General features: G+C 43.8%; 23 protein-coding genes and 2 pseudogenes. 8 read left to right on the forward strand and 17 right to left on the reverse strand.

The window, feature by feature from the left end; all coding sequences use genetic code 11:
- Positions 1 to 22: 22 nt before the first annotated feature.
- From rpsG to fkpA, 7 genes are all read right to left on the reverse strand, one after another.
- Positions 23 to 493: a 30S ribosomal protein S7 gene (gene rpsG / locus XBJ1_RS17350; RefSeq protein WP_012990344.1), complete on the reverse strand. Its 471-nt coding sequence runs from the start codon at positions 491 to 493 to the stop codon at positions 23 to 25.
- Positions 494 to 591: 98 nt separating this feature from the next.
- Complete coding sequence (rpsL, locus tag XBJ1_RS17355) at positions 592 to 966, reverse strand: 30S ribosomal protein S12 (protein WP_004246896.1); 375 nt, start codon at positions 964 to 966, stop codon at positions 592 to 594.
- Positions 967 to 1,154: 188 nt separating this feature from the next.
- Positions 1,155 to 1,442 (reverse strand): sulfurtransferase complex subunit TusB, encoded by a 288-nt coding sequence (gene tusB / locus XBJ1_RS17360; protein ID WP_012990345.1) that lies wholly within the window; start codon positions 1,440 to 1,442, stop codon positions 1,155 to 1,157.
- Between the two features lie 19 nt (positions 1,443 to 1,461).
- A complete protein-coding gene (tusC, locus tag XBJ1_RS17365; RefSeq protein ID WP_012990346.1) occupies positions 1,462 to 1,821 on the reverse strand; it encodes a sulfurtransferase complex subunit TusC in 360 nt (119 codons plus the stop codon).
- Between the two features lie 26 nt (positions 1,822 to 1,847).
- Positions 1,848 to 2,243 (reverse strand): sulfurtransferase complex subunit TusD, encoded by a 396-nt coding sequence (gene tusD / locus XBJ1_RS17370; protein ID WP_012990347.1) that lies wholly within the window; start codon positions 2,241 to 2,243, stop codon positions 1,848 to 1,850.
- Positions 2,243 to 2,965, reverse strand: a complete 723-nt coding sequence (locus tag XBJ1_RS17375; protein WP_012990348.1) for a helix-turn-helix transcriptional regulator — start codon at positions 2,963 to 2,965, stop codon at positions 2,243 to 2,245. Before XBJ1_RS17375 ends, tusD begins: the two co-directional genes overlap by 1 nt.
- A 385-nt stretch (positions 2,966 to 3,350) precedes the next feature.
- Positions 3,351 to 4,109 carry an FKBP-type peptidyl-prolyl cis-trans isomerase gene (gene fkpA, locus XBJ1_RS17380; protein ID WP_012990349.1) on the reverse strand — a complete coding sequence of 253 codons (759 nt, stop codon included), beginning with the start codon at positions 4,107 to 4,109 and terminating at the stop codon, positions 3,351 to 3,353.
- 238 nt (positions 4,110 to 4,347) lie between these two features.
- On the opposite strand from fkpA, the gene XBJ1_RS17385 reads away from it, so the two are divergent.
- The gene (locus XBJ1_RS17385) at positions 4,348 to 4,566 is read left to right on the forward strand and encodes a SlyX family protein (RefSeq protein WP_012990350.1); all 219 of its coding nucleotides are present in this window, start codon (positions 4,348 to 4,350) and stop codon (positions 4,564 to 4,566) included.
- Positions 4,567 to 4,664: 98 nt separating this feature from the next.
- Here the strand turns inward: XBJ1_RS17385 and slyD are convergent, their stop codons facing one another.
- The 4 genes from slyD to kefG form a co-directional block, all read right to left on the reverse strand.
- Complete coding sequence (gene slyD, locus XBJ1_RS17390) at positions 4,665 to 5,201, reverse strand: peptidylprolyl isomerase (RefSeq protein WP_012990351.1); 537 nt, start codon at positions 5,199 to 5,201, stop codon at positions 4,665 to 4,667.
- Between the two features lie 145 nt (positions 5,202 to 5,346).
- The gene (locus tag XBJ1_RS17395; protein ID WP_012990353.1) at positions 5,347 to 5,550 is read right to left on the reverse strand and encodes a YheV family putative zinc ribbon protein; all 204 of its coding nucleotides are present in this window, start codon (positions 5,548 to 5,550) and stop codon (positions 5,347 to 5,349) included.
- 15 nt (positions 5,551 to 5,565) lie between these two features.
- The gene (gene kefB, locus XBJ1_RS17400) at positions 5,566 to 7,374 is read right to left on the reverse strand and encodes a glutathione-regulated potassium-efflux system protein KefB (protein WP_012990354.1); all 1,809 of its coding nucleotides are present in this window, start codon (positions 7,372 to 7,374) and stop codon (positions 5,566 to 5,568) included.
- A 2-nt stretch (positions 7,375 to 7,376) separates the two neighbouring features.
- Entirely contained in the window at positions 7,377 to 7,925 is a 549-nt protein-coding gene (kefG, locus tag XBJ1_RS17405; protein ID WP_012990355.1) for a glutathione-regulated potassium-efflux system ancillary protein KefG, read from the reverse strand.
- A 118-nt stretch (positions 7,926 to 8,043) separates the two neighbouring features.
- Between kefG and XBJ1_RS17410 the strand changes: the two genes are divergently transcribed.
- Positions 8,044 to 9,996, forward strand: a complete 1,953-nt coding sequence (locus tag XBJ1_RS17410; RefSeq protein ID WP_012990356.1) for an ABC transporter ATP-binding protein — start codon at positions 8,044 to 8,046, stop codon at positions 9,994 to 9,996.
- 343 nt (positions 9,997 to 10,339) lie between these two features.
- Here XBJ1_RS17410 and XBJ1_RS17415 read toward each other — a convergent pair.
- The 3 genes and pseudogenes from XBJ1_RS17415 to XBJ1_RS20285 form a co-directional block, all read right to left on the reverse strand.
- Positions 10,340 to 11,322: pseudogene (locus tag XBJ1_RS17415) on the reverse strand (IS30 family transposase).
- 85 nt (positions 11,323 to 11,407) lie between these two features.
- Positions 11,408 to 12,298: a LysR family transcriptional regulator gene (locus XBJ1_RS17420; RefSeq protein ID WP_012990357.1), complete on the reverse strand. Its 891-nt coding sequence runs from the start codon at positions 12,296 to 12,298 to the stop codon at positions 11,408 to 11,410.
- 875 nt (positions 12,299 to 13,173) lie between these two features.
- Positions 13,174 to 13,425 (reverse strand): annotated as a pseudogene (locus XBJ1_RS20285) (IS1 family transposase); the annotation flags it as partial.
- A 205-nt stretch (positions 13,426 to 13,630) separates the two neighbouring features.
- On the opposite strand from XBJ1_RS20285, the gene murQ reads away from it, so the two are divergent.
- Both murQ and murP read left to right on the forward strand, forming a co-directional pair.
- A complete protein-coding gene (gene murQ, locus XBJ1_RS17430; protein WP_012990361.1) occupies positions 13,631 to 14,533 on the forward strand; it encodes an N-acetylmuramic acid 6-phosphate etherase in 903 nt (300 codons plus the stop codon).
- A 29-nt stretch (positions 14,534 to 14,562) separates the two neighbouring features.
- Positions 14,563 to 16,011 (forward strand): PTS N-acetylmuramic acid transporter subunit IIBC, encoded by a 1,449-nt coding sequence (gene murP, locus XBJ1_RS17435; RefSeq protein WP_012990362.1) that lies wholly within the window; start codon positions 14,563 to 14,565, stop codon positions 16,009 to 16,011.
- A 1-nt stretch (position 16,012) separates the two neighbouring features.
- On the opposite strand, the gene XBJ1_RS17440 is transcribed toward murP, so the two are convergent.
- On the reverse strand, positions 16,013 to 16,618 hold the full coding sequence (locus XBJ1_RS17440; protein ID WP_012990363.1) for a LysE family translocator: 606 nt from the start codon (positions 16,616 to 16,618) through the stop codon (positions 16,013 to 16,015).
- Between the two features lie 172 nt (positions 16,619 to 16,790).
- Between XBJ1_RS17440 and XBJ1_RS17445 the strand changes: the two genes are divergently transcribed.
- The 4 genes from XBJ1_RS17445 to XBJ1_RS22790 all read left to right on the forward strand — a co-directional run bounded on the left by XBJ1_RS17445 (position 16,791) and on the right by XBJ1_RS22790 (position 19,318).
- Positions 16,791 to 17,009 carry a YheU family protein gene (locus XBJ1_RS17445; RefSeq protein WP_012990364.1) on the forward strand — a complete coding sequence of 73 codons (219 nt, stop codon included), beginning with the start codon at positions 16,791 to 16,793 and terminating at the stop codon, positions 17,007 to 17,009.
- Between the two features lie 101 nt (positions 17,010 to 17,110).
- Positions 17,111 to 17,980 carry a phosphoribulokinase gene (locus tag XBJ1_RS17450; RefSeq protein WP_012990365.1) on the forward strand — a complete coding sequence of 290 codons (870 nt, stop codon included), beginning with the start codon at positions 17,111 to 17,113 and terminating at the stop codon, positions 17,978 to 17,980.
- A 561-nt stretch (positions 17,981 to 18,541) separates the two neighbouring features.
- Positions 18,542 to 19,174 carry a cAMP-activated global transcriptional regulator CRP gene (crp, locus tag XBJ1_RS17455; RefSeq protein WP_012990366.1) on the forward strand — a complete coding sequence of 211 codons (633 nt, stop codon included), beginning with the start codon at positions 18,542 to 18,544 and terminating at the stop codon, positions 19,172 to 19,174.
- A 15-nt stretch (positions 19,175 to 19,189) separates the two neighbouring features.
- The gene (locus XBJ1_RS22790; protein ID WP_268987547.1) at positions 19,190 to 19,318 is read left to right on the forward strand and encodes a hypothetical protein; all 129 of its coding nucleotides are present in this window, start codon (positions 19,190 to 19,192) and stop codon (positions 19,316 to 19,318) included.
- A gap of 144 nt (positions 19,319 to 19,462) precedes the next feature.
- Here XBJ1_RS22790 and XBJ1_RS17460 read toward each other — a convergent pair whose 3' ends face one another.
- Complete coding sequence (locus XBJ1_RS17460; RefSeq protein WP_012990367.1) at positions 19,463 to 20,038, reverse strand: aminodeoxychorismate synthase component II; 576 nt, start codon at positions 20,036 to 20,038, stop codon at positions 19,463 to 19,465.
- Positions 20,039 to 20,341: 303 nt separating this feature from the next.
- Positions 20,342 to 20,908 carry a peptidylprolyl isomerase A gene (ppiA, locus tag XBJ1_RS17465; protein ID WP_012990369.1) on the reverse strand — a complete coding sequence of 189 codons (567 nt, stop codon included), beginning with the start codon at positions 20,906 to 20,908 and terminating at the stop codon, positions 20,342 to 20,344.
- Positions 20,909 to 21,245 lie beyond the last annotated feature (337 nt).

Here is a 21,245-nt window from a genome sequence, read left to right on the forward strand (position 1 = left end):
GAACATATTCACTACGAAGGAATTACCAACGGTAGTGTGCGAACGCCTTGTTAGCTTCTGCCATACGGTGAACGTCTTCACGTTTCTTAACAGCAGTGCCTTTGTTTTCAGCCGCATCAGATAATTCATTCGCCAGGCGCAGAGCCATCGACTTATCACCGCGTTTACGAGCAGCATCAACGATCCAACGCATTGCCAGAGCATTACGACGAACCGGACGAACTTCAACTGGAACCTGATAGGTAGAACCACCAACACGGCGGGACTTAACTTCGACAGTCGGGCGCACGTTATCCAGCGCCAGCTCGAATGCTTCCAGATGACCTTTACTAGAACGCTGAGCCAGGGTCTCGAGCGCACTGTATACAATTGCTTCTGCGGTAGATTTTTTACCGTCTACCATCAGGATATTCACGAATTTGGCCAGCAATTCAGATCCGAACTTTGGATCTGGCAGAATTTTACGTTGACCAATTACACGACGACGTGGCATGGAAATACTCCGTTTCGAATTTCAGGGTTGTCCAAAACTCTATGAGTTTATTTTGACATTAAAGTGAAAAATGTTTGGCCTTACTTAACGGAGAACCATTAAGCCTTTGGCTTCTTCACACCGTACTTAGAACGACCTTGCTTACGGTCTTTAACACCGGAACAGTCCAGTGCACCGCGAACAGTGTGGTAACGCACACCTGGCAAGTCTTTTACACGACCGCCACGGATCAGGATAACGGAGTGTTCCTGCAAGTTGTGGCCTTCACCACCGATGTAGGAAGAAACTTCGAAACCGTTAGTCAAACGAACACGGCATACTTTACGCAATGCTGAGTTTGGTTTTTTAGGGGTGGTAGTATATACACGAGTACATACGCCACGTTTCTGCGGGCAAGCTTCCAGAGCAGGAACGTTGCTTTTCACAACTTTCGAGCTACGAGATTTGCGAACCAGCTGGTTAATAGTTGCCATTATTAAAAAAACTCCTGGTTTTTTTGCTTCGTAAACACGGATTTTATCCTCTGTCAGCCATCATGACAAAACATGAGGACGCGGAATTTTATTGCTGACTTGACGAGGTGTCAAGAAATATACAGCTTTTCTATGCTGGTAAAATACCTGCAATGACAAGGTATTTACTGACAAAGTTCAGATAATGTCTACCAGCCAAAATTTTGCGGATGTTTCGCTGTTAAGCTAACAAAGCCTTTGTAGTCTATCACCTGTACACGGTCTGAAATCTGCTCAACAAGCCCCCGTGCAGTCAGATCTTCCTGCAAAGCATAAACACCGGCTCCCGTACGGATCAATTCAGCCAGATAGCGATTGTCATTGATCCCCAGCAGCACGCCATTTTGCATTAACAGAACATCATCTGCATCAGAAACAAGGCTCAGCATTGCATTGAAATCATCATGGTAAGGTGAGCGACTCACAGTATATAACATGTTACCCCTCCGCAATAGATTAAAATTTCAACACAACATCATATTCTGATAGTACTTCACGTATTGCAGCCGCCGGGAGAAATTCCGCCTCCAGCACAAGATCGCTTGCTGGGCTGCCTCCCCGAGCGTTCAAATCATCGAGGCAAATGTAGCATTTATCAATGTCATACAGGGGCAGTATCTTAAATGTTGAGATGTAATCACGCGCCAGAATTGTCTCTGGCTGCTGATTGGTCAACAGTTGGAACACGCCATCAGAAATAAAGAATACACCGATTTTCTCAGTCAATGCCGATGTTGCAAGCAGCGCATCCAGCCCTTCCCTGCCAGCAGAAGATCCGTGGGGAGCTTCAGTAAAAACGAAGGCGATTTTTTTCATCAGAACCCTCAATACTAGGTATGCTCCTAAAACTGTACCACGCGATCACACAGCATCATGGCTTCGGCCAACGAGCCCAATCCACTAAGCTCAAACCCATCCGCCAGATTCGCGGCAGACAGATTGAGTTCGTTGGCCTGCTGTTCATCAGCGACACCGCGACGCAATGCCGCAGCAACACAAATAAACAAGTTGCATTGGTGCTGGGTAGCCATTGCCTGCCACGCCCTGACCAGATCGAACTCATCACTGGCGGGAGCCACCAGTCGATTGCCATTTTGGACACCTTCGCGATAAAAAAACACGCTGTGCAGTTTATGGTCTGAAGCAACCAGCGCCTGAGCAAATTGATAGGCACTGCTGGCTTGCTGAGTACCATAAGCCGGTCCAGTTACCAACAGGCAATAAGACAGCGATGACATTATTTCTCCGAACTTGCGTATTCACCATTTTTAAACTGGCGAATATAAAGGTATACGGTATGTTTAGAAATATTCAGACGATCAGCAACCTGATTAATCGCATCTTTAATATCAAAAATCCCTTTCTCATAGAGATTCAGGACAACCTGTCTGTTTTTCGCATTATTGGAAACATTGCGATCAGCGTTTACTTCTTCGATAGTAAATTCCAGTGTCTGTGCCACAAGATCATCTACTGAAGAGGCAAAATTAACGTTTGAAGACACCTCATGCGTTTTTTCAGGAATAAAGGTTTGAATAATCTCAGAGAAAGGCACATCCAGGTTCATATTAATACACAAAAGCCCAATGACCCGACGAGAGCGATTACGAATGGCAATCGTGACGGATTTCATCAATGCACCGCTTTTTGCCCGCGTGAAATACGCTCTGGAAACATTACAGTCTTCATCTGTAATATCGTGCAGCATCCGTAATGCCAAATCCGTAATGGGAGAGCCAATTTTACGGCCGGTATGCTCACCATTAGCTATTCTGACAGCTGAACATTTAAGATCCTCCAGTGAATGAAGAACAATTTCACAATGCCCACCAATCAGCATAGCCAAACCATCAACAGCAGCTTCGTAAGATTTTAAAATTTCATGATCCGTTTCACTGAACGGTTGGTTTTCCAGTAAATCAATATCACTGTTATCACCGGATAATAGTGGGGTAGACATGCAATACACCATCCTTCAAGCTCAGACTTTGCCTCACCGAAAATATCAGGGCGAGATTTATTATAAAATCACATTAATGCAACTTAACAGAAAACATTTTAAATGTTCTGTGTTCTATTCAGAATAATGACGTTAAAACCACATTGAATTGCCGTCAAGCCCTTGCTGCACAGACCGCAGAGTTTTATCACAGCTTTTATACTCAATATACCTGAAATATGAAAAAGTTATTTCATTTAATACCGTTAAAAAATAATAAATAGCTAAAATTATTTTTCTGTCGTCATGGTTTATTACTTACCAAGTCGAGATAAATACCGAGATAACAAAACAGGGGCTATCTGATCAGCCCCTGCTATCACATTACGTCTAATTATTGTGGAAATTATTTTGCCTTGGCAGCCGGCTTGATATCCAGCAATTCAATATCAAAGACTAAAGTAGAATTAGTAGGGATACTAGGAAGACTTGTCTTACCATAAGCCAAATCCGGTGGAATGACCAGAGTGATTTTCCCGCCTTTTTTCACATGCTGTAAACCTTCTTTCCAGCCGGGAATAATACGATCCAAACCAATTGTCAGGGGTTCTTTGCGCTCATAGGAGCTGTCGAACACCTTGCCATCGATCAAACTTCCTTTGTAGTTTACAACCACCGTATCTTTTTCCGTTGGTGTTTTACCACTCCCTTCCTTCTCTATTTTATAGAGAAGCCCGGTTTTAGTTTTTACAACCCCCGATGTCTTGGCAAACTGCTGACTGTATTTAGTCCCTTTTTCAGCATTTTCATCGGCTTCTTTCTCTGCCTTGGCCTGTGCTGCACTTTTCACTTTAGCTTCAAAAGTGCCAAGGATCTGCTGAATTTCTTGATCATTCAGTTTGCTTTTATCCTTTAATGCATCTTCAACACCAGCCAATAACTGAGACTGATCTAACTTAATACCGAGCGATTCCTGCTCTTTTAACGAAGCGCCCATGTAGCGGCCCAGAGAAGAACCCAATGCATAAGCGTTTTGCTGATTTTCTGTTTTAAACGCACTATTCAGTTTTACTTCGTTTTCTGTATTAGCAGACAATGCCTGCGGTACACTAAATGCCATCGCCAGTGACGCTGCCAATAAAGTTGTTTTTAACAATGATTTCATCCTATTCTCCAATCAGTTTTTTGGGATTCACCGTCCGCAAAGCTACGTGAACGAACTCACTATAACTGTCTGCGGAAACCGAACACAATACTCGTCATACATTGGCTTCAGAACCATTAAAACAAAAAGGTTTCATGGCAACCCTCTTTTATAGAATGTTTTGAGTATTATAGTGCCAATTTGATTAAAATAATCATTCCGACACGAAATTAACTAACCAAAGATAAGAGGGAAGATAGTGTTATTATCCGAATTTGAACAAAAATTTGAACAGTTAGAAACCAAACTGGCCTACCAGGAAGTCACTATTGAAGAACTAAATAAAGAAGTGAGAAAACAGCAGATAGAAACTGAAAAGCTCAAAAAACAACTACAGTTAATGTCCGAACGCCTGAAAACCCACCAGTCGTCGATCATCGCGCCACTCTCAGAAGAAACACCGCCCCCTCATTACTAATACTGTTCCCGCCTTTTCAGGCAGAAAAATACTTGCCAAGGAAGGCGGGAACACAAAAAAGAGAAGCTCATCTGCGCTTCCCTTTTTCTGCTTAACGATTAATGGCAGCCGCCGCCACAGCATGCATGTTCTTCATGATCATGATCGTGGTCGTGATCACCACAGCCACCCTGACCATGCACATGGCCGTGAGCCAATTCTTCTTCGGTCGCTTCACGGACAGCAACGATTTCAACGTTGAATTTCAGATTCTGTCCAGCCAGCATGTGGTTGCCGTCAACGACAACTTCATCACCTTCCAGAGCGGTAATTTCAACTGGCACAGGTCCCATGTCTGTATCAGCCAGGAAACGCATACCCACCTGCAATTCATCAACACCAACAAAAACATCTTTTGGTACACGTTGAACTAAATTTTCATCATACTGACCGTACGCATCATTTGCTTCGACGCTAACATCAAACCGTTCACCCGCCTCACGCCCTTCCACCGCTTTCTCTAAACCGCTGATCAGAGAACCACGGCCATGCAGATAGTCTAACGGTGCGCTCACCGGAGACTCATCAACCAAAACACCCTCTTCTGTTCTTACTTGATAAGCCAGGCTGACCACCAAGTCTTGTGCTACTTTCATGACATCTCCTACATACCCGAGGGGAAAAAACCCCGTGAGGGAAAATTTTTACGGCTAAAAAAATGCTGCTGATTGTAACGGAATTCTACTTATCTGTACCTAGCGACAGCAAAATTTATCCATTATTTGTTGTTCATATATTTAATTATTGTGGTGTGAAGATACCGATAACCTGTTCCTGCTCTCTAACATGAGGCGCCACGGTTTCATCGGTTTGCCGCTGCACATGCCCACAATGAACACACTCCACAATATCGACTTTATTTTCCTGCCACATCGCCAGTGTGTCCCGCGACTGACACTTGGGACAAACCGCTCCTGCAATAAAACGTTTACGACTGATTGACATGACTCACCCCCATTGCTATTTATATTCGTCCCAGCCTTCCGGCCGGCGACGCTCATTAAGCATTTCCCGTTCAAACAGTTCTTCCAATTCCCTGCGGGCTTCTTTCACACGGGATATCTGCGCCACATCGCCATGTAACTGAGGCATCAGCTCACGCAACATACGCATATCCAGTCGTCGGAAATGCTGCTGTGCACGATAAGCCTGATGTGGATGCATTCCAGTCTTAATCAATGCCTTACGACCAAGCTCCAGGGCACTGGAAAACGTTTCACGGCTGAAATCTTTGACATCGTTCTGCAACAGCTCATGAGCTTCCAGACGCCCTCTCGCCCGCGCAATAATATGCAGCTGAGGAAAATGCTTCTGACACAGATGTACTATCGCCATGGTTTCTTCCGGTTCATCACTGGCAATCACGATAGCCTCGGCGTTTGCCGCTCCCGCAGCACGCAGCAGTTCCCGCTCTCTCGCATCGCCATAATACACCTTATAGCCATAACGACGCAGCGTACTGATGGCGCTGGCATCACGTTCCAATACCGTGATCCGGATTTTATTCGCCATCAGAAGGCGCCCCACTACCTGCCCAAAACGGCCGAATCCCACCAGAATCACTTGCGGCTCATTATCCTCCACAAATGGCTGTTCACTGCTTTTTTCTTCCTGAGCATTATAATGCCGAGCCAAAATACTTTGGATCAACTGCATCACCAGAGGCGTCGTCATCATCGACAATGTGACGACAACCAGCAAAAGTGACATTTGATTCTGATCCAGCACTCTCTGCCCCAGTGCCGTTGAGAATAAAACAAATGCAAATTCCCCGCCCTGACTCAGCACGCCGGAAAACTGAAAACACGATGCTTTTTTCAGACCAGCAAACCTGCCGATCACATACAGTATGAAAGTTTTTATCAGAACCAGCCCCAAAACACTGAACAATACCCCTGACAAATGAGTCAACAATACGCCCATATTCAAGGACATTCCGACGGAAATAAAAAATAGCCCCAGCAGCAGCCCTTTAAATGGCTCAATAGAAATTTCCAGCTCATGGCGATATTCACTGTCAGCCAACAAAACCCCAGCAATAAAAGTCCCGAGCGCCATTGAAAAACCCAGTTCCTCCATGAAAATCGCTGCTCCCAGCACCACCAACAGCGCTGCTGCCGTGAACACCTCCCTGACACCAGATTTCACTACTAACCGAAACAGTGGGCGCAGCAGATAACGCCCTCCCAGCAACATGCCCGCAAAAGCAACAAATTTCAGCCCGACCCGATACCAGTCACTCGATGCCGTACTGCCAGCCAGCAGAGGGATCAGAGCCAGAGAGGGGATCAAAGCTATATCCTGAAACAACAGAATAGAAAAACCGAGTTGCCCGCCTTCACTATCGGTCATTCCTTTCTCTTCCATCAACTGTAGCGCCATGGCTGTCGATGACATAGCAAGGCCTATTCCACCGATAACGGCAGCCTGCCATGCAAAATTCGTCAGACACAGGAATAAAATCAGCACCAGCGCAGTCAATACAACCTGAGCAGTACCCGCACCAAAGATAGATCGCCTGAGCTGCCAGAGTTTTGCCGGATTCAGCTCAAGGCCAATGATAAACATCAGGAAAACAACACCCAGTTCAGAGAAATGCAGAATTTCCTCGACATCCTTGATAAACCCCAGCCCCCACGGGCCAAGCACAATCCCGACGATCAGATAACCTAATACCGCCCCAATCTTGAATTTCTGGGCAAGGGGAACAGCCACAACAGCAGCAGACAAAAACAGTGTTCCGGCGCTTAACAGCGCTGAATTCTCCATAATTACATTCCTCCCAAAGACAAAGGCGATTTCAGCCATTTCCGATAAGCCTTCGCGTGACTGGCGAGCACTTCAGGTCGTTGGCGCCTGGCCCAATAAATGATCATGGGTGATAACCAATGCATATGACACATCGATGCCGTTAATTCGAAAGGACGGAGAATTTCTTCCATCGGATAGAGGTTATACCCACCTTTCCGGTAAGCGCCTTCGGGTTCTCCTGTGGTGATGACAGAGCGCCAATATTTACCTGTCAGCGCCAACTCTGATCCGCTAACAAAGTCACGGCTCAACACACGATCCATCCACTCTTTCAGTAAAGCAGGGCAACTATAAGTATATAATGGATGCTGAAAAACAATGATTTCATGCTCACGCAGCAATTTCTGCTCTAACGGCACATCAATAAAAAAATCGGGATAGCAGCCGTATAGGTCGTGAAGAGTAACATGCTCCAACGCCCGCACGGGCTGTAGCAAAACATTATTAGCCACAGAGATCTGTGGTTCTGGATGGATATATAACAGCAATATTTTAGGCGGCAATAGCATCATTCCCCCGGGACGTGTCAGGACACCTCTTTTCCGCTACCATGCATATCAGGCGATCAAATCGAATACATACAACGTGTAATTATTAACTTAACATACTCTATAACAGACAACCTCTATGATTGTTTTCTCATCTCTGCAAATCCGTCGCGGCATTCGCGTCCTACTGGACAATGCCAGCGCAACCATCAATCCCGGTCAAAAAGTGGGATTGGTGGGTAAAAATGGCTGTGGTAAATCTACCCTGCTTTCATTACTGAAAGGTGAACTCCAGTCTGAAAATGGCTCCGTCACATTTCCCAACAACTGGGCGCTGGCGTGGGTGAATCAAGAAACGCCGGCTTTGGAAATTTCAGCACTGGAATATGTGATAGACGGTGACCGTGAATTCCGACAACTCGAACAGAAGCTGAAAATCGCCAATGAACAGAATGACGGTCACGCCATTGCCCATCTTCACGGCCAGCTTGATACCATTCAGGCATGGACAATTCGTGCACGAGCATCCAGCCTGCTGCATGGCCTGGGATTTTCCCAAACCAAGTTAGAACAGTCAGTCAGTTCATTTTCCGGTGGCTGGCGTATGCGGCTCAATCTGGCTCAAGCGCTGATTTGTCGTTCCGACCTGCTGCTGCTCGATGAACCGACCAACCACCTGGATTTAGACGCGGTCATCTGGCTCGAAAAGTGGTTGAAAAACTATACCGGCACTTTGATTCTGATATCTCACGATCGGGACTTTCTCGATCCGATCATTGATAAAATCCTGCACATTGAACAGCTGATCTTGGCTGAATACACCGGCAACTACTCCTCCTTTGAGCGGCAACGCGCGGCTAAACTTGCCCAGCAACAGGCTCTGTATCAAAGCCAGCAGGAAAAAGTTACTCACCTGCAAAGCTACATTGACCGTTTTCGTGCCAAAGCCTCCAAAGCGAAGCAGGCACAAAGCCGTATCAAAATGCTGGAGCGCATGGAACTCATCGCGCCTGCTCATGTCGATAACCCATTTCGTTTCAGCTTTCGCCAGCCAGACAGCCTGCCAAGCCCGCTTTTGGTCATGGAAAAAGTCAGTGCCGGATATGGTGAAAAAACCGTGCTAGATTCGATAAAATTAAATCTCGTACCGGGATCACGTATCGGCCTGTTAGGGCGCAACGGGGCGGGTAAATCTACACTGATCAAACTTCTGGCGGGTGGACTTGCCCCACAGCGGGGCGAGATCGCCTTAGCCAAAGGTATCAAACTCGGGTATTTCGCCCAACATCAGCTGGAATACCTACGAGCAGATGAATCCCCGCTGCAACATTTGGTCAGAATCGCACCACAGGAAACAGAACAGCAGCTCCGTGACTATCTGGGTGGCTTTGGCTTCAAAGGTGATCAAGTAACCGATCCGAGTGGGCGTTTTTCCGGTGGAGAAAAAGCCCGGCTGGTATTAGCGCTGATTGTCTGGCAACGACCGAACCTTCTACTGCTTGATGAACCGACCAACCACCTTGATCTGGATATGAGACAGGCGCTGACTGAAGCGTTAATTGATTTCGACGGTGCGCTGGTTGTGGTATCGCACGACAGACATTTATTACGCTCCACAACCGATGAACTTTATCTGGTACATGATGGCGAAGTAGAACCGTTCACCGGCGATTTGGAAGACTACCAGCAATGGCTGACTGAACAACAACGCCAACAAACGCGGGAAAATCAGGAAAAGGAAAAAGCGACCTCAAGTCCTGATGCTTCAATGAATGGCGCTCAAAATTACAGTGCTCAGGAGCGCAAAGATCAAAAACGGCGTGAGGCTGAATTTCGCAACCAGACGCAGCCATTACGCAAGCAACTTACTGCCCTTGAAAAACAGATGGAAAAATTGGGCGCAACATTGGCCGGATGGGAAGAAAAGCTGTCAGATAACACAATCTACGAAAATGATCGCAAAACTGAATTAACCGAATGCCTGCAACAACAGACTCAAACCAAATCCAAGTTAGAAGATGTGGAAATGGAGTGGCTGGATATTCAGGAACAACTTGAACAGATGAGCGAAACATTTAACGTGAATCAGTAAATTAATTTATTTTATTTAACTTTTGGAAATGATTGGGCATTGATATTCAATGCCCAAATCTTGAAAAAAGCTGGCCCTTGTTTACAAAACAAAAAAGTAAACACATGCAGACGAACAGCTATTCTATTGACAGTAAAAAATGATAACTCATTTATCTAGAAAGGTTATTTACACTTGAAAAACACCTGAGCGTCTAATTAGCATTTCAGACTCCTTATTAAGAATAATCTTACCACTCAACTCCCAAATATCATTTCCGTAAAAAATTTCATAACAACAATCGAGAGAAAAACGATCAATAGTAAAACGATGCCTTACTAACTGACTTACTTGGATTCACATATTAAGCGCAACACCGTAATGGACGAAGTAAATGAGAGGGTATTCCTTTAAATAACTCATTCGGTGTTTTGTAATCTCGTGTTTTACGAGGACGATTATTTAATCGGTTTGCCACAAGGTTAATCTCCCGCTCTGACACCTTATTAAAATCAGTTCCTTTTGGGAAGTAATCTCTGATTAATCCATTCGTGTTCTCATTTATCCCTCTTTCCCAGGGGGAATACGGGTGAGCAAAATAAATTTTTGTCTCTAAATTTTTACTGATCAGTTCGTGTTCGGCAAATTCGAGGCCGTTATCAAAGGTCATTGTTTTAATTTTATGTTTTATCAGTGATAAATGTCTTGTTGCCGCTTTTGCGACCCCTTCTGCTGTTTTATTTTCAAGTTTAATTATAATAGTAAATAACGATTTTCGTTCAACTAATGTCAATAATGCACTTTTATGATTTTTACCCACGATAGTATCTCCTTCCCAATCACCAATACGCTGCTTTTTATCAACAAGTTTGGGGCGCTTATCAATACTGACTCTGTTTTTAATTTTTCCTCTGCGCTCATAACTTCCATAGCGTTTACGATACGGTTTTTTCGCAATCCTAAGATGTTGCCATAAATTACCATCATTAAGTTTATCCTTATAAATCAATCGATAAACTGTTTCATGATGCAAAGATATTATATTTTCCCTTTTGAGATAACCGACTGTTTGTTCAGGACTTAAATCTTACCAAATTAACTGTTTGATCCACATTTCTATCTCTGGTTTCACTTTTACTGCTTTTGTAGCACACTGTCGGCGCGCTACGGCCTTAAGCTGAGCTTGTTCAGGCGTATATTTCTTTGCCTCCCGATTTGTCTCAATTCCCGGCTAATCGTTGATGGGTTTCGATTGAGTGACTTTGAAATCTCCCGTTGTGAAAAACCGGCTTCTTTCAGGCTGAAAATCTGATATCTTTCTGTTTCGGTCAGTTGTTTATAGGCCATAGCGCATTTTCCTTTGGCAAGAAAGATGCCTACTATAGCAACTGACCGCCTTTCTTAGAAATTGCACTTATTATGCGAATCCAAGTTACAAATTAGCAACCAATGCAGAAAAACTTTCAACATCATCAATCAGATGATCATCTATTGATTTACCCCATATTACGCCGAGTTCTATTTTTTTATCCGTTTCAACAATTTCCAGCAAATTCATATAATACTCAGGGATCGAGCTGATAATACGTTGAGGAACACACGCATATGCACTATTTTTTGTAATCATTTCCATGATGAGCATAATGTCATTAGTCTTTAATAACAAATGCTTACTGTCACCCGTATAAACAGGGAATACGTTAAGGCAATCGGTTAACTCAACAATATCTTTTTTTTCTGATGAATAAACCGGAACATTCCCATTTCCAAATTGACTTTTCTCCGTTCTAAATTTAGGTATCAGGTGGCTCCTTCTTTTAAAAATATAGATCAATTTTTCAGTAAAAATCTTTTTCGGCTCCAACTGAGTTATCGCAACCAGAGGCATCACCGCGACATGTAGCATTCCTGCATTCAACAAACTGATCTGCTGTTCAACCGACAGCCCGGTCATCAGCGCCAATATGACATTCCCTTTCTTATCCGCGATCTGCTTTTCTATCTGAGAATAGTTATGGATAGGAAAACAAGATCCAACATATAAATGCCTGATAATATCTTCCTTTGAATCAAAATGAACTCTGCTTTTAAACTGCTCATAGTGAGATAAAAATTTTCGGGCATTCTCCAGCGTCTTATGCCCGAAGTCTGTCAATCTCGTTCCATTTGGCCCCCTTATGAATAATGAAGCACCAAGAATATCTTCCAACCCGTGTATTTTCTTTGTCAAGGCAGGCTGAGAAAGATAAAGCCTCTCTGAAGCTTTATGATAATTAAGAGTCTCAGCCAAAACGATAAAAGCTTCAAGATTGCGTATATCCATGTTCTCTCGCTCAATGATTGTTTAATAGCTACAAAACATTACAGATTCATGGTGATAGCATTTTAACTTAGCGTTTTGCTAAAGGTTTTATCAGGACAACTGGTCAAAATGTTAACTAACAAAATGTTAGTTAATAAGGGCACAATTAGCAAAAGATTTATTAATGCGGCATTTTAATTTACTACATAAACAATTGCAACAGAAACTAAAAATCCAAATACACAACTGACGGTACAGCTCGAGGAAAATTTCAATCTATACCTGCCAATACACCATACACATAATCACATTACTGGTTATTTTATATGTCGTACAATTTTGACTATCACCAGAAAAAAATAATGACCTGCAAGTTATCAATTGATAACTTTTATCTATTGGCAACCCACATTATGGAATACCAAATCCATTAAAAGTAAAATATCATACTACTAAACTATTGTGTGAGTAATTTAATTAACAGACATAAAGAAAAGCAGATATACCTGTCTTACTCGTATATTGGAACAAACCATAGATAATTCACATTCACTTTATTACATTATCTATTTTAGATCTTTAATTTTATGGCTATTTTTATATTTACTCTTATTACGTGTTAATAAGCCCCAGCTTTAATTAAAAGTATTATATTAAATACAACTATAAATGGTAAACACCATCATAAAACGAGTAAAAATAATTTAAAAAAATACAGTTACAGTGACAGTCAGTATGAGTAATGATGTTTTTATTGCATATTGATATTGGTAAATAGTATCTATTTTTATTTCAAGTTTTGAGGGTTTTTGATATCAGAATATTCTGTATTAGTAAGTTATTTTATGGTGGTGATGTATTGGGTTTTAGTGATATGTAGGTTATATGTTAAATGGTTAGATTGAGCATTGAAAATAGTGTTTACGCTCAATGAAAGTGCCTATCACTTTGTTATGCATTTCCTCAGATTCAGAGTAACCCATCGTTTTGCGGTTCAGCCTTTTGATTCGTGTACGATGCGTTAAATTAGTTCTCTCTATACGTTGGGTAAACGTCTTTCCGGTAAGGTGATCTTCCTCAGGAAGGCGGCCATACACCCTATAATCATCCGTACAGTAAAGCCGAATATTAAAGGGGGATAAAACTTGTCGAATGTTTTCATGGCGGTGGCTATGGCGACGTTTAGAACACGGACGGTGTCGTGAATACCGCCGTTATTCATCTTGATATTAAAATACATTAAGAAAGATTTTATCTTTATATCCAATGAATTTTATATTAAATCCAGTACGATAATCATGCTCCCCATGAATAGCATATTCACTTTTCCATCACATACAACAGGAACAAATAATGAAAATCGATCTGAGCAATATGGTGACAGAAAGCCGTAACCCTGCCAGTACCCATATTGATGAGCTATCCACACTCGATATGCTGCGCGTTATCAATGATGAAGATCAAAAAGTGGCGCTGGCCGTTGCAGAAACGCTGCCACAGATTGCCCGGGTGGTCGATAAAGTGGCCGAGGCATTTCGTCACGGCGGACGATTGATATATAGCGGAGCCGGAACTTCCGGGCGTCTGGGCATTCTGGATGCGAGTGAGTGTCCCCCGACTTATGGTACAAAGCCGGAGTGGGTGGTCGGTTTAATTGCCGGCGGGCATCAGGCGATTTTGAAGGCAGTCGAAAATGCGGAAGATAATCAGCAATCAGGCGTAGAGGATCTTAAGGGACTACACTTCAATGAAAAGGATGTGCTGGTCGGGATTGCCGCCAGTGGCCGGACGCCTTATGTGTTGGGTGCGATGAAATATGCCAGATCGGTTGGAGCAACCATAGCCTGCATCAGTTGCAATCCGGACAGCCCGATGACGCAGTTGGCTGATATCGCCATTACGCCCGTTGTGGGGCCTGAAATCGTGACGGGTTCTTCCCGTATGAAGGCAGGCACAGCTCAAAAGCTGGTGCTGAATATGATCACAACCGGGGCCATGATCCGCATGGGTAAGGTGTATGGCAATTTAATGGTGGATATAGAAGCCACCAATGCTAAGTTGATCGAACGTCAGAAGAATATTGTCATGGCCGCCACTGAGTGCAGCAGAGAAATGGCAGAACAGGCTCTGAGTGCCTGTGACGGTCACTGCAAAACCGCAATCGTGATGATTTTATCGGGAACCTGTGCCGAAGATGCTAAAAGGTTACTGGCAGAACACCAAGGGTTTATCCGGCCCGCTATCTCAAAATCCTGATGATCATTGTTTCTTTGGAGAGATCATAGATGGCTAAAATCAGCCAGGAAATGCTGGTAGAAATACTCAGGGCGATGGGTGGCGCGGATAATGTCGTCCATTGTGGCAATTGCATGACTCGCCTGCGCTTAACACTGCATGATGATTCACTGGTCGATAAAACTGTCTTAAATAAAATTTCAGGGGTTTTAGGTGTCATTGAAAATGACGAACAGCTCCAGATTGTCCTTGGCCCCGGCAAAGCACAAACCGCAGCGGATAGGTTGAACGGGCTATTGAGTACTGCTGATCACTCCGCCGCTGGACACCAGCCCGCAGATTTGAAAGAGATTGCGTCTTCCAATAAAAAGCAGCTCAAAGAAAAACAAACCCGTTCAGTTCATAAGTTTCTGGCTAAATTCGCCACCATTTTTACCCCGCTGATCCCCGGTTTTATCGCCGTTGGCCTGTTATTGGGGTTTGCTACCTTGCTAGAACAGATTTTCATTCAGGGAACCGGACATCCCAATGCCGTATTGGTTGAGATGGTCGGCTATATGAAAGTTTTCAGCAAAGGGATGTTCAGTTTCCTGAGTATTCTGATCGGTTATAATGCGCAGAAAGCCTTCGGTGGCTCCGGCGTCAATGGTGCCATTATCGCTTCCCTGTTCGTGCTGGGTTATAACGCCAGCGCCACCAGCGGCTTCTATTCCGGTATCAGTGATTTCTTTGGCTTCGCCATTGACCCGCGCGGGAATATCATCGGTGTACTGATTGCCTGCATTCTCGGCGCTTGGGTGGAAAAACAGATCCGCAAAATGATGCCCTCTGATCTGGATATGATCCTCACTTCCACCCTTACCCTTCTTATCATGGGCGCTGTCGCGTTTATTGTCATCATGCCTGTGGGAAGCTACCTGTTTACGGCGATGTCATGGCTGTTCATGCATCTGAACGGTAATCCATTCGGTGCGGCAATTCTGGCAGGGTTATTTTTAATCGCGGTGATGTTTGGTGTACATCAGGGCTTTGTTCCCGTCTATTTTACGTTGATGGATGTGCAAAACTTTAACTCGCTGTTCCCGATTCTGGCGATGGCGGGAGCAGGACAGGTCGGCTCTGCGCTGGCGTTATATATGAAAGCCCAAAAAGGTTCGCTGCTACGCACTCAAATCAAAGGCGCCATCATTCCGGGTTTTCTGGGGATCGGAGAACCACTGATTTATGGAGTGACACTGCCTCGCGTCAAACCCTTTGTCACGGCTTGTTTCGGTGGCGCAATCGGCGGCTTTTTTATCGGTCTGGTTGCCTGGCTGGGAGTCCCTGTCGGGCTGAATTCTGTTTTCGGCCCATCGGGTCTGGTCGCCCTGCCCCTGATGACGTCCGATAGTGGCATCTTCACGGGCATGGCAGTGTACGGTGCAGGTTTAATCATCGCTTATATCAGTGGTTTTATACTGACATTTTTCTTTGGCAGTAAAAATATTGATTTAAGCTGATTCAGCTAATCCAAAGCAAAGGGACACAGACAGCAGTAAGAATACCCATGGTGATATTGAAAATAAACCAGGCATTGCGGCTTTTCAACAGGGAGCCAATCAGCGAGCCCAGAACAATCCACACTGTACCAGCGATCATATTGGAGATCAGCATCACCACACTGATCACGACCACTGAGTGGTTATATAAGTCTCCCTGTAGGCTGTAACTGCCGACGGCACCCAATCCCATCATCCACGCCTTGGGGTTCAGAAACTGTAATAACCAGCCTTGATGGCTTTTGATGGGAACAGCCGCCAAATTTGCCGTTTCCAACCGTTTATAATGTGCTGTCGACGTTTTCCACGCCAACCTTAATAAATACAGACTACCGAGCACTTTCAACACGGTGTGCATCGCCGGATACAACAGCAGCACTGCTCCCACGCCAAAAGCAGACAGCAGAAGGATGGTCTGTATGCCAAGAAGGATACCCACCCAAAGCGGTAACGAACGACGGAAACCAAAATTAGCACCCGATGAAGTCAGCAGCATATTGTTCGGGCCCGGTGTAATCCCAGAGATTAATAAGAAGGTGCTTAGTGAGAATATCAGACTTGCGGTCATGGGGGGATTGTTCCTCTTACCCAAATGGTTAACATTTCCTTTCGACGAAAATAACAGTATGTTATTCACTACACAAGATGACTAATTATGAAAATTAATCCCTTATGAGTGAGCACTTTTCTCCCCTGAGCAGGGCCGCCAATCCCCATTTACAAACTCAGGAGCAACCACAATGATGATCCCGTGGCAACAACTGGCACCCGAAACCCTACTCGATCTGATCGAAAGTTTTGTCTTGCGGGAAGGCACCGATTACGGTGAAGATGAAAAAACGCTGGAGCAAAAAGTACAGGATGTAAAACGTCAGCTTGAACGGGGAGAAGTCCTACTGGTTTGGTCTGAACTGCATGAGACCGTCAATATCATGCCCAAAGAGATGTTTCGCCCTTAGCGCCTTCTTTTTATCAGGCTGTTCCGTTTGCCTTATTTTGCTCTGTATTGCTGATTACGAGAAAGATAGTCCCAACTTTTTTGGATAAGGAGTCTGTTCTTATGTCTGCCAAACACCCTGTCATTGCAATAACGGGTTCTAGCGGAGCCGGAACAACAACGACCAGTGTGGCGTTCCGCAAGATTTTTCAACAACTTGAAGTTACTGCCGCACTCATCGAAGGGGATAGTTTCCACCGTTACACCCGTCCTGAAATGGATGCCGAGATCCGTAAGGCGAAGGAGCAAGGCAGACATGTCAGCTATTTTGGGCCAGAAGCCAATGATTTCAGCATGTTGGAAAAGACATTTTACAACTATGGTGAAACAGGCACTGGCCGCTGCCGGAGATATCTCCACACCTATGATGAAGCCGTGCCTTACAATCAAGTACCGGGTACATTCACGCCGTGGGAATCACTGCCATCAAACACCGATATTCTGTTTTATGAGGGGTTGCATGGTGGCGTTGTTACTCCACAGTATAATGTCGCCAGCTATGTTGATTTGCTGATTGGTGTCGTCCCCATCGTCAACCTTGAGTGGATACAGAAACTTATCCGTGATACCAGCGAACGTGGCCATTCAAGAGAGGCGGTCATGGATTCCGTGGTGCGTTCGATGGATGATTATATCCGCTATATTACGCCACAGTTTTCCCGTACTCATATCAATTTCCAGCGAGTTCCCACCGTTGATACCTCTAACCCTTTCTCCGCCAAGGCTATTCCATCTCTGGATGAAAGTTTTATCGTGATTCGTTTCCGTGGCCTGAAACAAATTGATTTCCCTTATTTACTATCAATGCTTCAGGGATCATTTATTTCCAGTATAAATACCATTGTCGTTCCCGGCGGAAAAGTGGGGCTGGCCATGGAATTAATTATGGCTCCGTGGGTTCAGCAATTACTGGAAGGCAAAAAAATTTCTTGATTTAAACGCAATTTAATTTTTAATTAAACAGGTAACAAAAAATAACGTTGCCTGTTTTACGAAAATAAACATTTCAGTAACAATAAAAACAGATTATAAAGAGAAAATTCAGTAAGGTAAAACGCGTAAAAGCAGTACGATATTTACCAAAGTACCCACAGCCTCTTACACAATAAAAAAGTCATTCAGCCGTTCCCGTCTTTATGTTGTTTCTCCTTTTCCCTTTGGAAATACTGGCATTATTCGATTTCCTATAAGTCGTAGAGCAATAAAGACGACGCTCCAAATAGATTTCTGTTAATCTGGCGGGCTGAAGCGATACAGGGGAAGACAGAAACGTTTTCCTGTGTTACAAACGAGGTTACAAGCGAAGCTGGCAAGATATATAGGTTAAGATTAAGACACCCATATTTTGGTATGATTATAATCTATATAAAATTCCCGCTTGTCAGTTTTTCAGCAAGTTAATATGTTAAACTATTGACTTTATAAAGCCAGCCGGGTGAGGAAAAACTGTTCCTCACGTCATCAAGGCGGAAATAACAACAGAGGATAAAGCGAATGGTTCTCGGCAAGCCACAAACAGACCCTACTCTTGAATGGTTTTTGTCACACTGCCATATTCACAAATATCCATCCAAGAGCACGCTTATTCATCAAGGCGAGAAAGCAGAAACGCTTTACTATATTGTTAAAGGTTCAGTCGCTGTTCTAATAAAAGATGAAGAAGGCAAAGAAATGATTCTCTCTTATTTAAATCAGGGAGATTTCATTGGTGAACTTGGATTGTTCGAAGAAGGAAAGCTGCGTACTGCATGGGTACGAGCTAAAAGTGCCTGTGAAGTCGCTGAAATTTCCTACAAGAAATTTCGCCAGCTCATTCAGGTCAATCCTGATATTCTGATGCGTCTATCCTCTCAGATGGCAAGACGCTTACAAACAACCTCAGAAAAAGTCGGTAATCTGGCATTTCTGGATGTCACAGGTCGTATTGCCAAGACGTTAATGAATCTGGCCAAACAGCCTGATGCGATGACCCATCCTGATGGTATGCAAATAAAAATTACACGTCAGGAAATTGGCCAGATTGTCGGGTGTTCCCGCGAAACAGTTGGCCGCATTCTCAAGATGTTAGAAGATCAAAACCTGATCTCTGCTCATGGCAAAACCATTGTAGTATATGGAACCCGCTAATTTCTGAAATTACTCTTGAAACTGAGCCAGCGCAACCCTTATCCTGCACTGGCTTTTTTGTTGCTTCCTTTGTCTTATCAGTGCAATGGCAGCATCAAGCCCCGTTACGCCGCTTTCTGTAATACTTCACTGGCCTTGCCCTGATATTCCGCTGGGACAGACGTGATTTCCCCCACCTTATTTTTATATTTGCCATATCACAGTGAAATAATAGTCACCAAATATGAATAAAAAATCACATAAGGGCAAATAAAAAACAGCCGGTGAGGAAAATGCGATGGTATTTGGTTAATATCTGAGAAAATTATTCAACAAATCATGTCCCTGTTCACTGAGAATGCTTTCAGGGTGAAATTGCACACCTTCCAATGGCAAAGTACGGTGACGTATTCCCATAATTTCATCTACATTACCGTTATGCTGACTCCATGCGGTCACTTCAAACGATGCTGGCAGGGTTTCAGCAGCAATCACCAGAGAATGATAACGAGTAACAGTCAGTGGACGGTTCAATCCTTTGAATACTCCTTGTTGATTATGGTGGATCAAGCTGTTTTTTCCGTGCATCACCTCGCGGGCTTTGACCACACTCGCACCAAAAGCCTGCCCAATAGCCTGATGCCCTAGGCACACACCGAGGATTGGCAATTTGCCGGCAAAATGCGCAATGGCCTCTAGTGAAATCCCTGCTTCATTTGGCGTACAAGGCCCCGGCGAAATCACTAAATGTGTGGGCGCCAACTTCTCGATATCTTCAAGCTGTAATTCATCATTACGCTTAACTAAAACATTTGTCCCTAACTCGCAAAAATATTGATATAAATTGAATGTAAAAGAATCGTAGTTATCTATTATTAATAGCATAGGAGTATATCCTATTGATTTTTATAGTTTTATATATTGCCGCTACCCTAGCGGGCATTGTGCATTCTGTATTTCGATAAAATCAGGTAAAGCAGCATCAACAGCAGCGGGACGCTCATCATACCACAGACGTATTTTTAAAATAGTAGGATACAAACAGCAGCATTCACCCGTGGTGAGAGCTTGACGTGAAAAGATAACGCAGGTGAGAGGGGAAGACGGCACTCAAAAAGCGAATGGCACAATATAAATACCGTCTTATTTTCTAGGTTTCAGGCAGGAAAACACTGTTTTCCTATTGAATTAAGGTGCAACTTTGGCAGAAAGGATCACAATCGGTTTCACGGGTACATTTTGATAAGGGCCAACATTTTCTGTCTTGACCTGAGAAATTTTATCAACCACATCCATACCTTTTATGACTTTACCAAAGACAGCATAACCAAAATCACGCTGACCGTGATCAAGGAAGGCGTTATCAGTGACATTAATGAAGAACTGACTGGTTGCACTGTCTTTATCTGCGGTGCGTGCCATCGCTATCGTACCACGCAGATTACGCAAACCATTATCTGCTTCATTTTTGATTGGTGCTTTGGTCACCTTCTGCTTCATATCTTTCGTAAAGCCACCCCCCTGAACCATAAACCCGGGAATGATGCGGTGAAAAATGGTGTTGTTATAAAATCCTTCATTGACATACTCAATGAAATTTTTTGTAGTGATTGGCGCCTTGTTACTATCCAGCGCAAGCTCTATTTCCCCTGCTGATGTTACCAGCTTCACATGAGTTTCGGCAGCCAATGCCGGAGTTGCCATCACACTGATAGCACATGCAGCCATAAGCGACACAAAAATACGTTTAAACATTAATGGTTCCTTTATTTTTGAGGTCAATAACAAAACTCATAACAACAAAACTTATTAAGTGTAATTCCCTATAGAACTAAGTTCCAAAGATTTACCTACATTTACGAGTAAGCAGCTATTTGTTGAGATGAATTCTGTCTGAATAGCTATTATGGTCTCATAACCTGAATTTTGTTTATGTGGGGAATAACGTTATAAATGGCGAGAAATATAGAGTATTCAACCAAAGGGTATACAATACAGATATCGCGCAATTAGTAGTTATACCTGTCCACAAGCCGCTGCTCTAGGTATAATCAGCGCGCTGTTTTCGTGTATTCCTCAGGGAGATAACCAT

Source organism: Xenorhabdus bovienii SS-2004 (assembly GCF_000027225.1).
Classification (GTDB): Bacteria; Pseudomonadota; Gammaproteobacteria; order Enterobacterales; family Enterobacteriaceae; genus Xenorhabdus; species Xenorhabdus bovienii_C.

Bases quoted from the DNA above. Each gene is read 5' to 3' on its own strand.
- murP (WP_012990362.1), top strand. From the start codon at position 14,563: ATGGCTAAAATCAGCCAGGAAATGCTGGTAGAAATACTCAGGGCGATG.
- XBJ1_RS17420 (WP_012990357.1), bottom strand. From the start codon at position 12,298: ATGGATATACGCAATCTTGAAGCTTTTATCGTTTTGGCTGAGACTCTT.
- XBJ1_RS17375 (WP_012990348.1), bottom strand. From the start codon at position 2,965: ATGTCTACCCCACTATTATCCGGTGATAACAGTGATATTGATTTACTG.
- slyD (WP_012990351.1), bottom strand. From the start codon at position 5,201: ATGAAAGTAGCACAAGACTTGGTGGTCAGCCTGGCTTATCAAGTAAGA.
- XBJ1_RS17460 (WP_012990367.1), bottom strand. From the start codon at position 20,038: ATGCTATTAATAATAGATAACTACGATTCTTTTACATTCAATTTATAT.
- kefG (WP_012990355.1), bottom strand. From the start codon at position 7,925: ATGCTATTGCCGCCTAAAATATTGCTGTTATATATCCATCCAGAACCA.
- rpsL (WP_004246896.1), bottom strand. From the start codon at position 966: ATGGCAACTATTAACCAGCTGGTTCGCAAATCTCGTAGCTCGAAAGTT.
- tusC (WP_012990346.1), bottom strand. From the start codon at position 1,821: ATGAAAAAAATCGCCTTCGTTTTTACTGAAGCTCCCCACGGATCTTCT.
- murQ (WP_012990361.1), top strand. From the start codon at position 13,631: ATGAAAATCGATCTGAGCAATATGGTGACAGAAAGCCGTAACCCTGCC.
- crp (WP_012990366.1), top strand. From the start codon at position 18,542: ATGGTTCTCGGCAAGCCACAAACAGACCCTACTCTTGAATGGTTTTTG.
- XBJ1_RS17410 (WP_012990356.1), top strand. From the start codon at position 8,044: ATGATTGTTTTCTCATCTCTGCAAATCCGTCGCGGCATTCGCGTCCTA.
- fkpA (WP_012990349.1), bottom strand. From the start codon at position 4,109: ATGAAATCATTGTTAAAAACAACTTTATTGGCAGCGTCACTGGCGATG.
- rpsG (WP_012990344.1), bottom strand. From the start codon at position 493: ATGCCACGTCGTCGTGTAATTGGTCAACGTAAAATTCTGCCAGATCCA.
- ppiA (WP_012990369.1), bottom strand. From the start codon at position 20,908: ATGTTTAAACGTATTTTTGTGTCGCTTATGGCTGCATGTGCTATCAGT.
- XBJ1_RS17395 (WP_012990353.1), bottom strand. From the start codon at position 5,550: ATGTCAATCAGTCGTAAACGTTTTATTGCAGGAGCGGTTTGTCCCAAG.
- XBJ1_RS17450 (WP_012990365.1), top strand. From the start codon at position 17,111: ATGTCTGCCAAACACCCTGTCATTGCAATAACGGGTTCTAGCGGAGCC.
- tusD (WP_012990347.1), bottom strand. From the start codon at position 2,243: ATGTCATCGCTGTCTTATTGCCTGTTGGTAACTGGACCGGCTTATGGT.
- kefB (WP_012990354.1), bottom strand. From the start codon at position 7,374: ATGGAGAATTCAGCGCTGTTAAGCGCCGGAACACTGTTTTTGTCTGCT.
- XBJ1_RS17445 (WP_012990364.1), top strand. From the start codon at position 16,791: ATGATGATCCCGTGGCAACAACTGGCACCCGAAACCCTACTCGATCTG.
- tusB (WP_012990345.1), bottom strand. From the start codon at position 1,442: ATGTTATATACTGTGAGTCGCTCACCTTACCATGATGATTTCAATGCA.
- XBJ1_RS17440 (WP_012990363.1), bottom strand. From the start codon at position 16,618: ATGACCGCAAGTCTGATATTCTCACTAAGCACCTTCTTATTAATCTCT.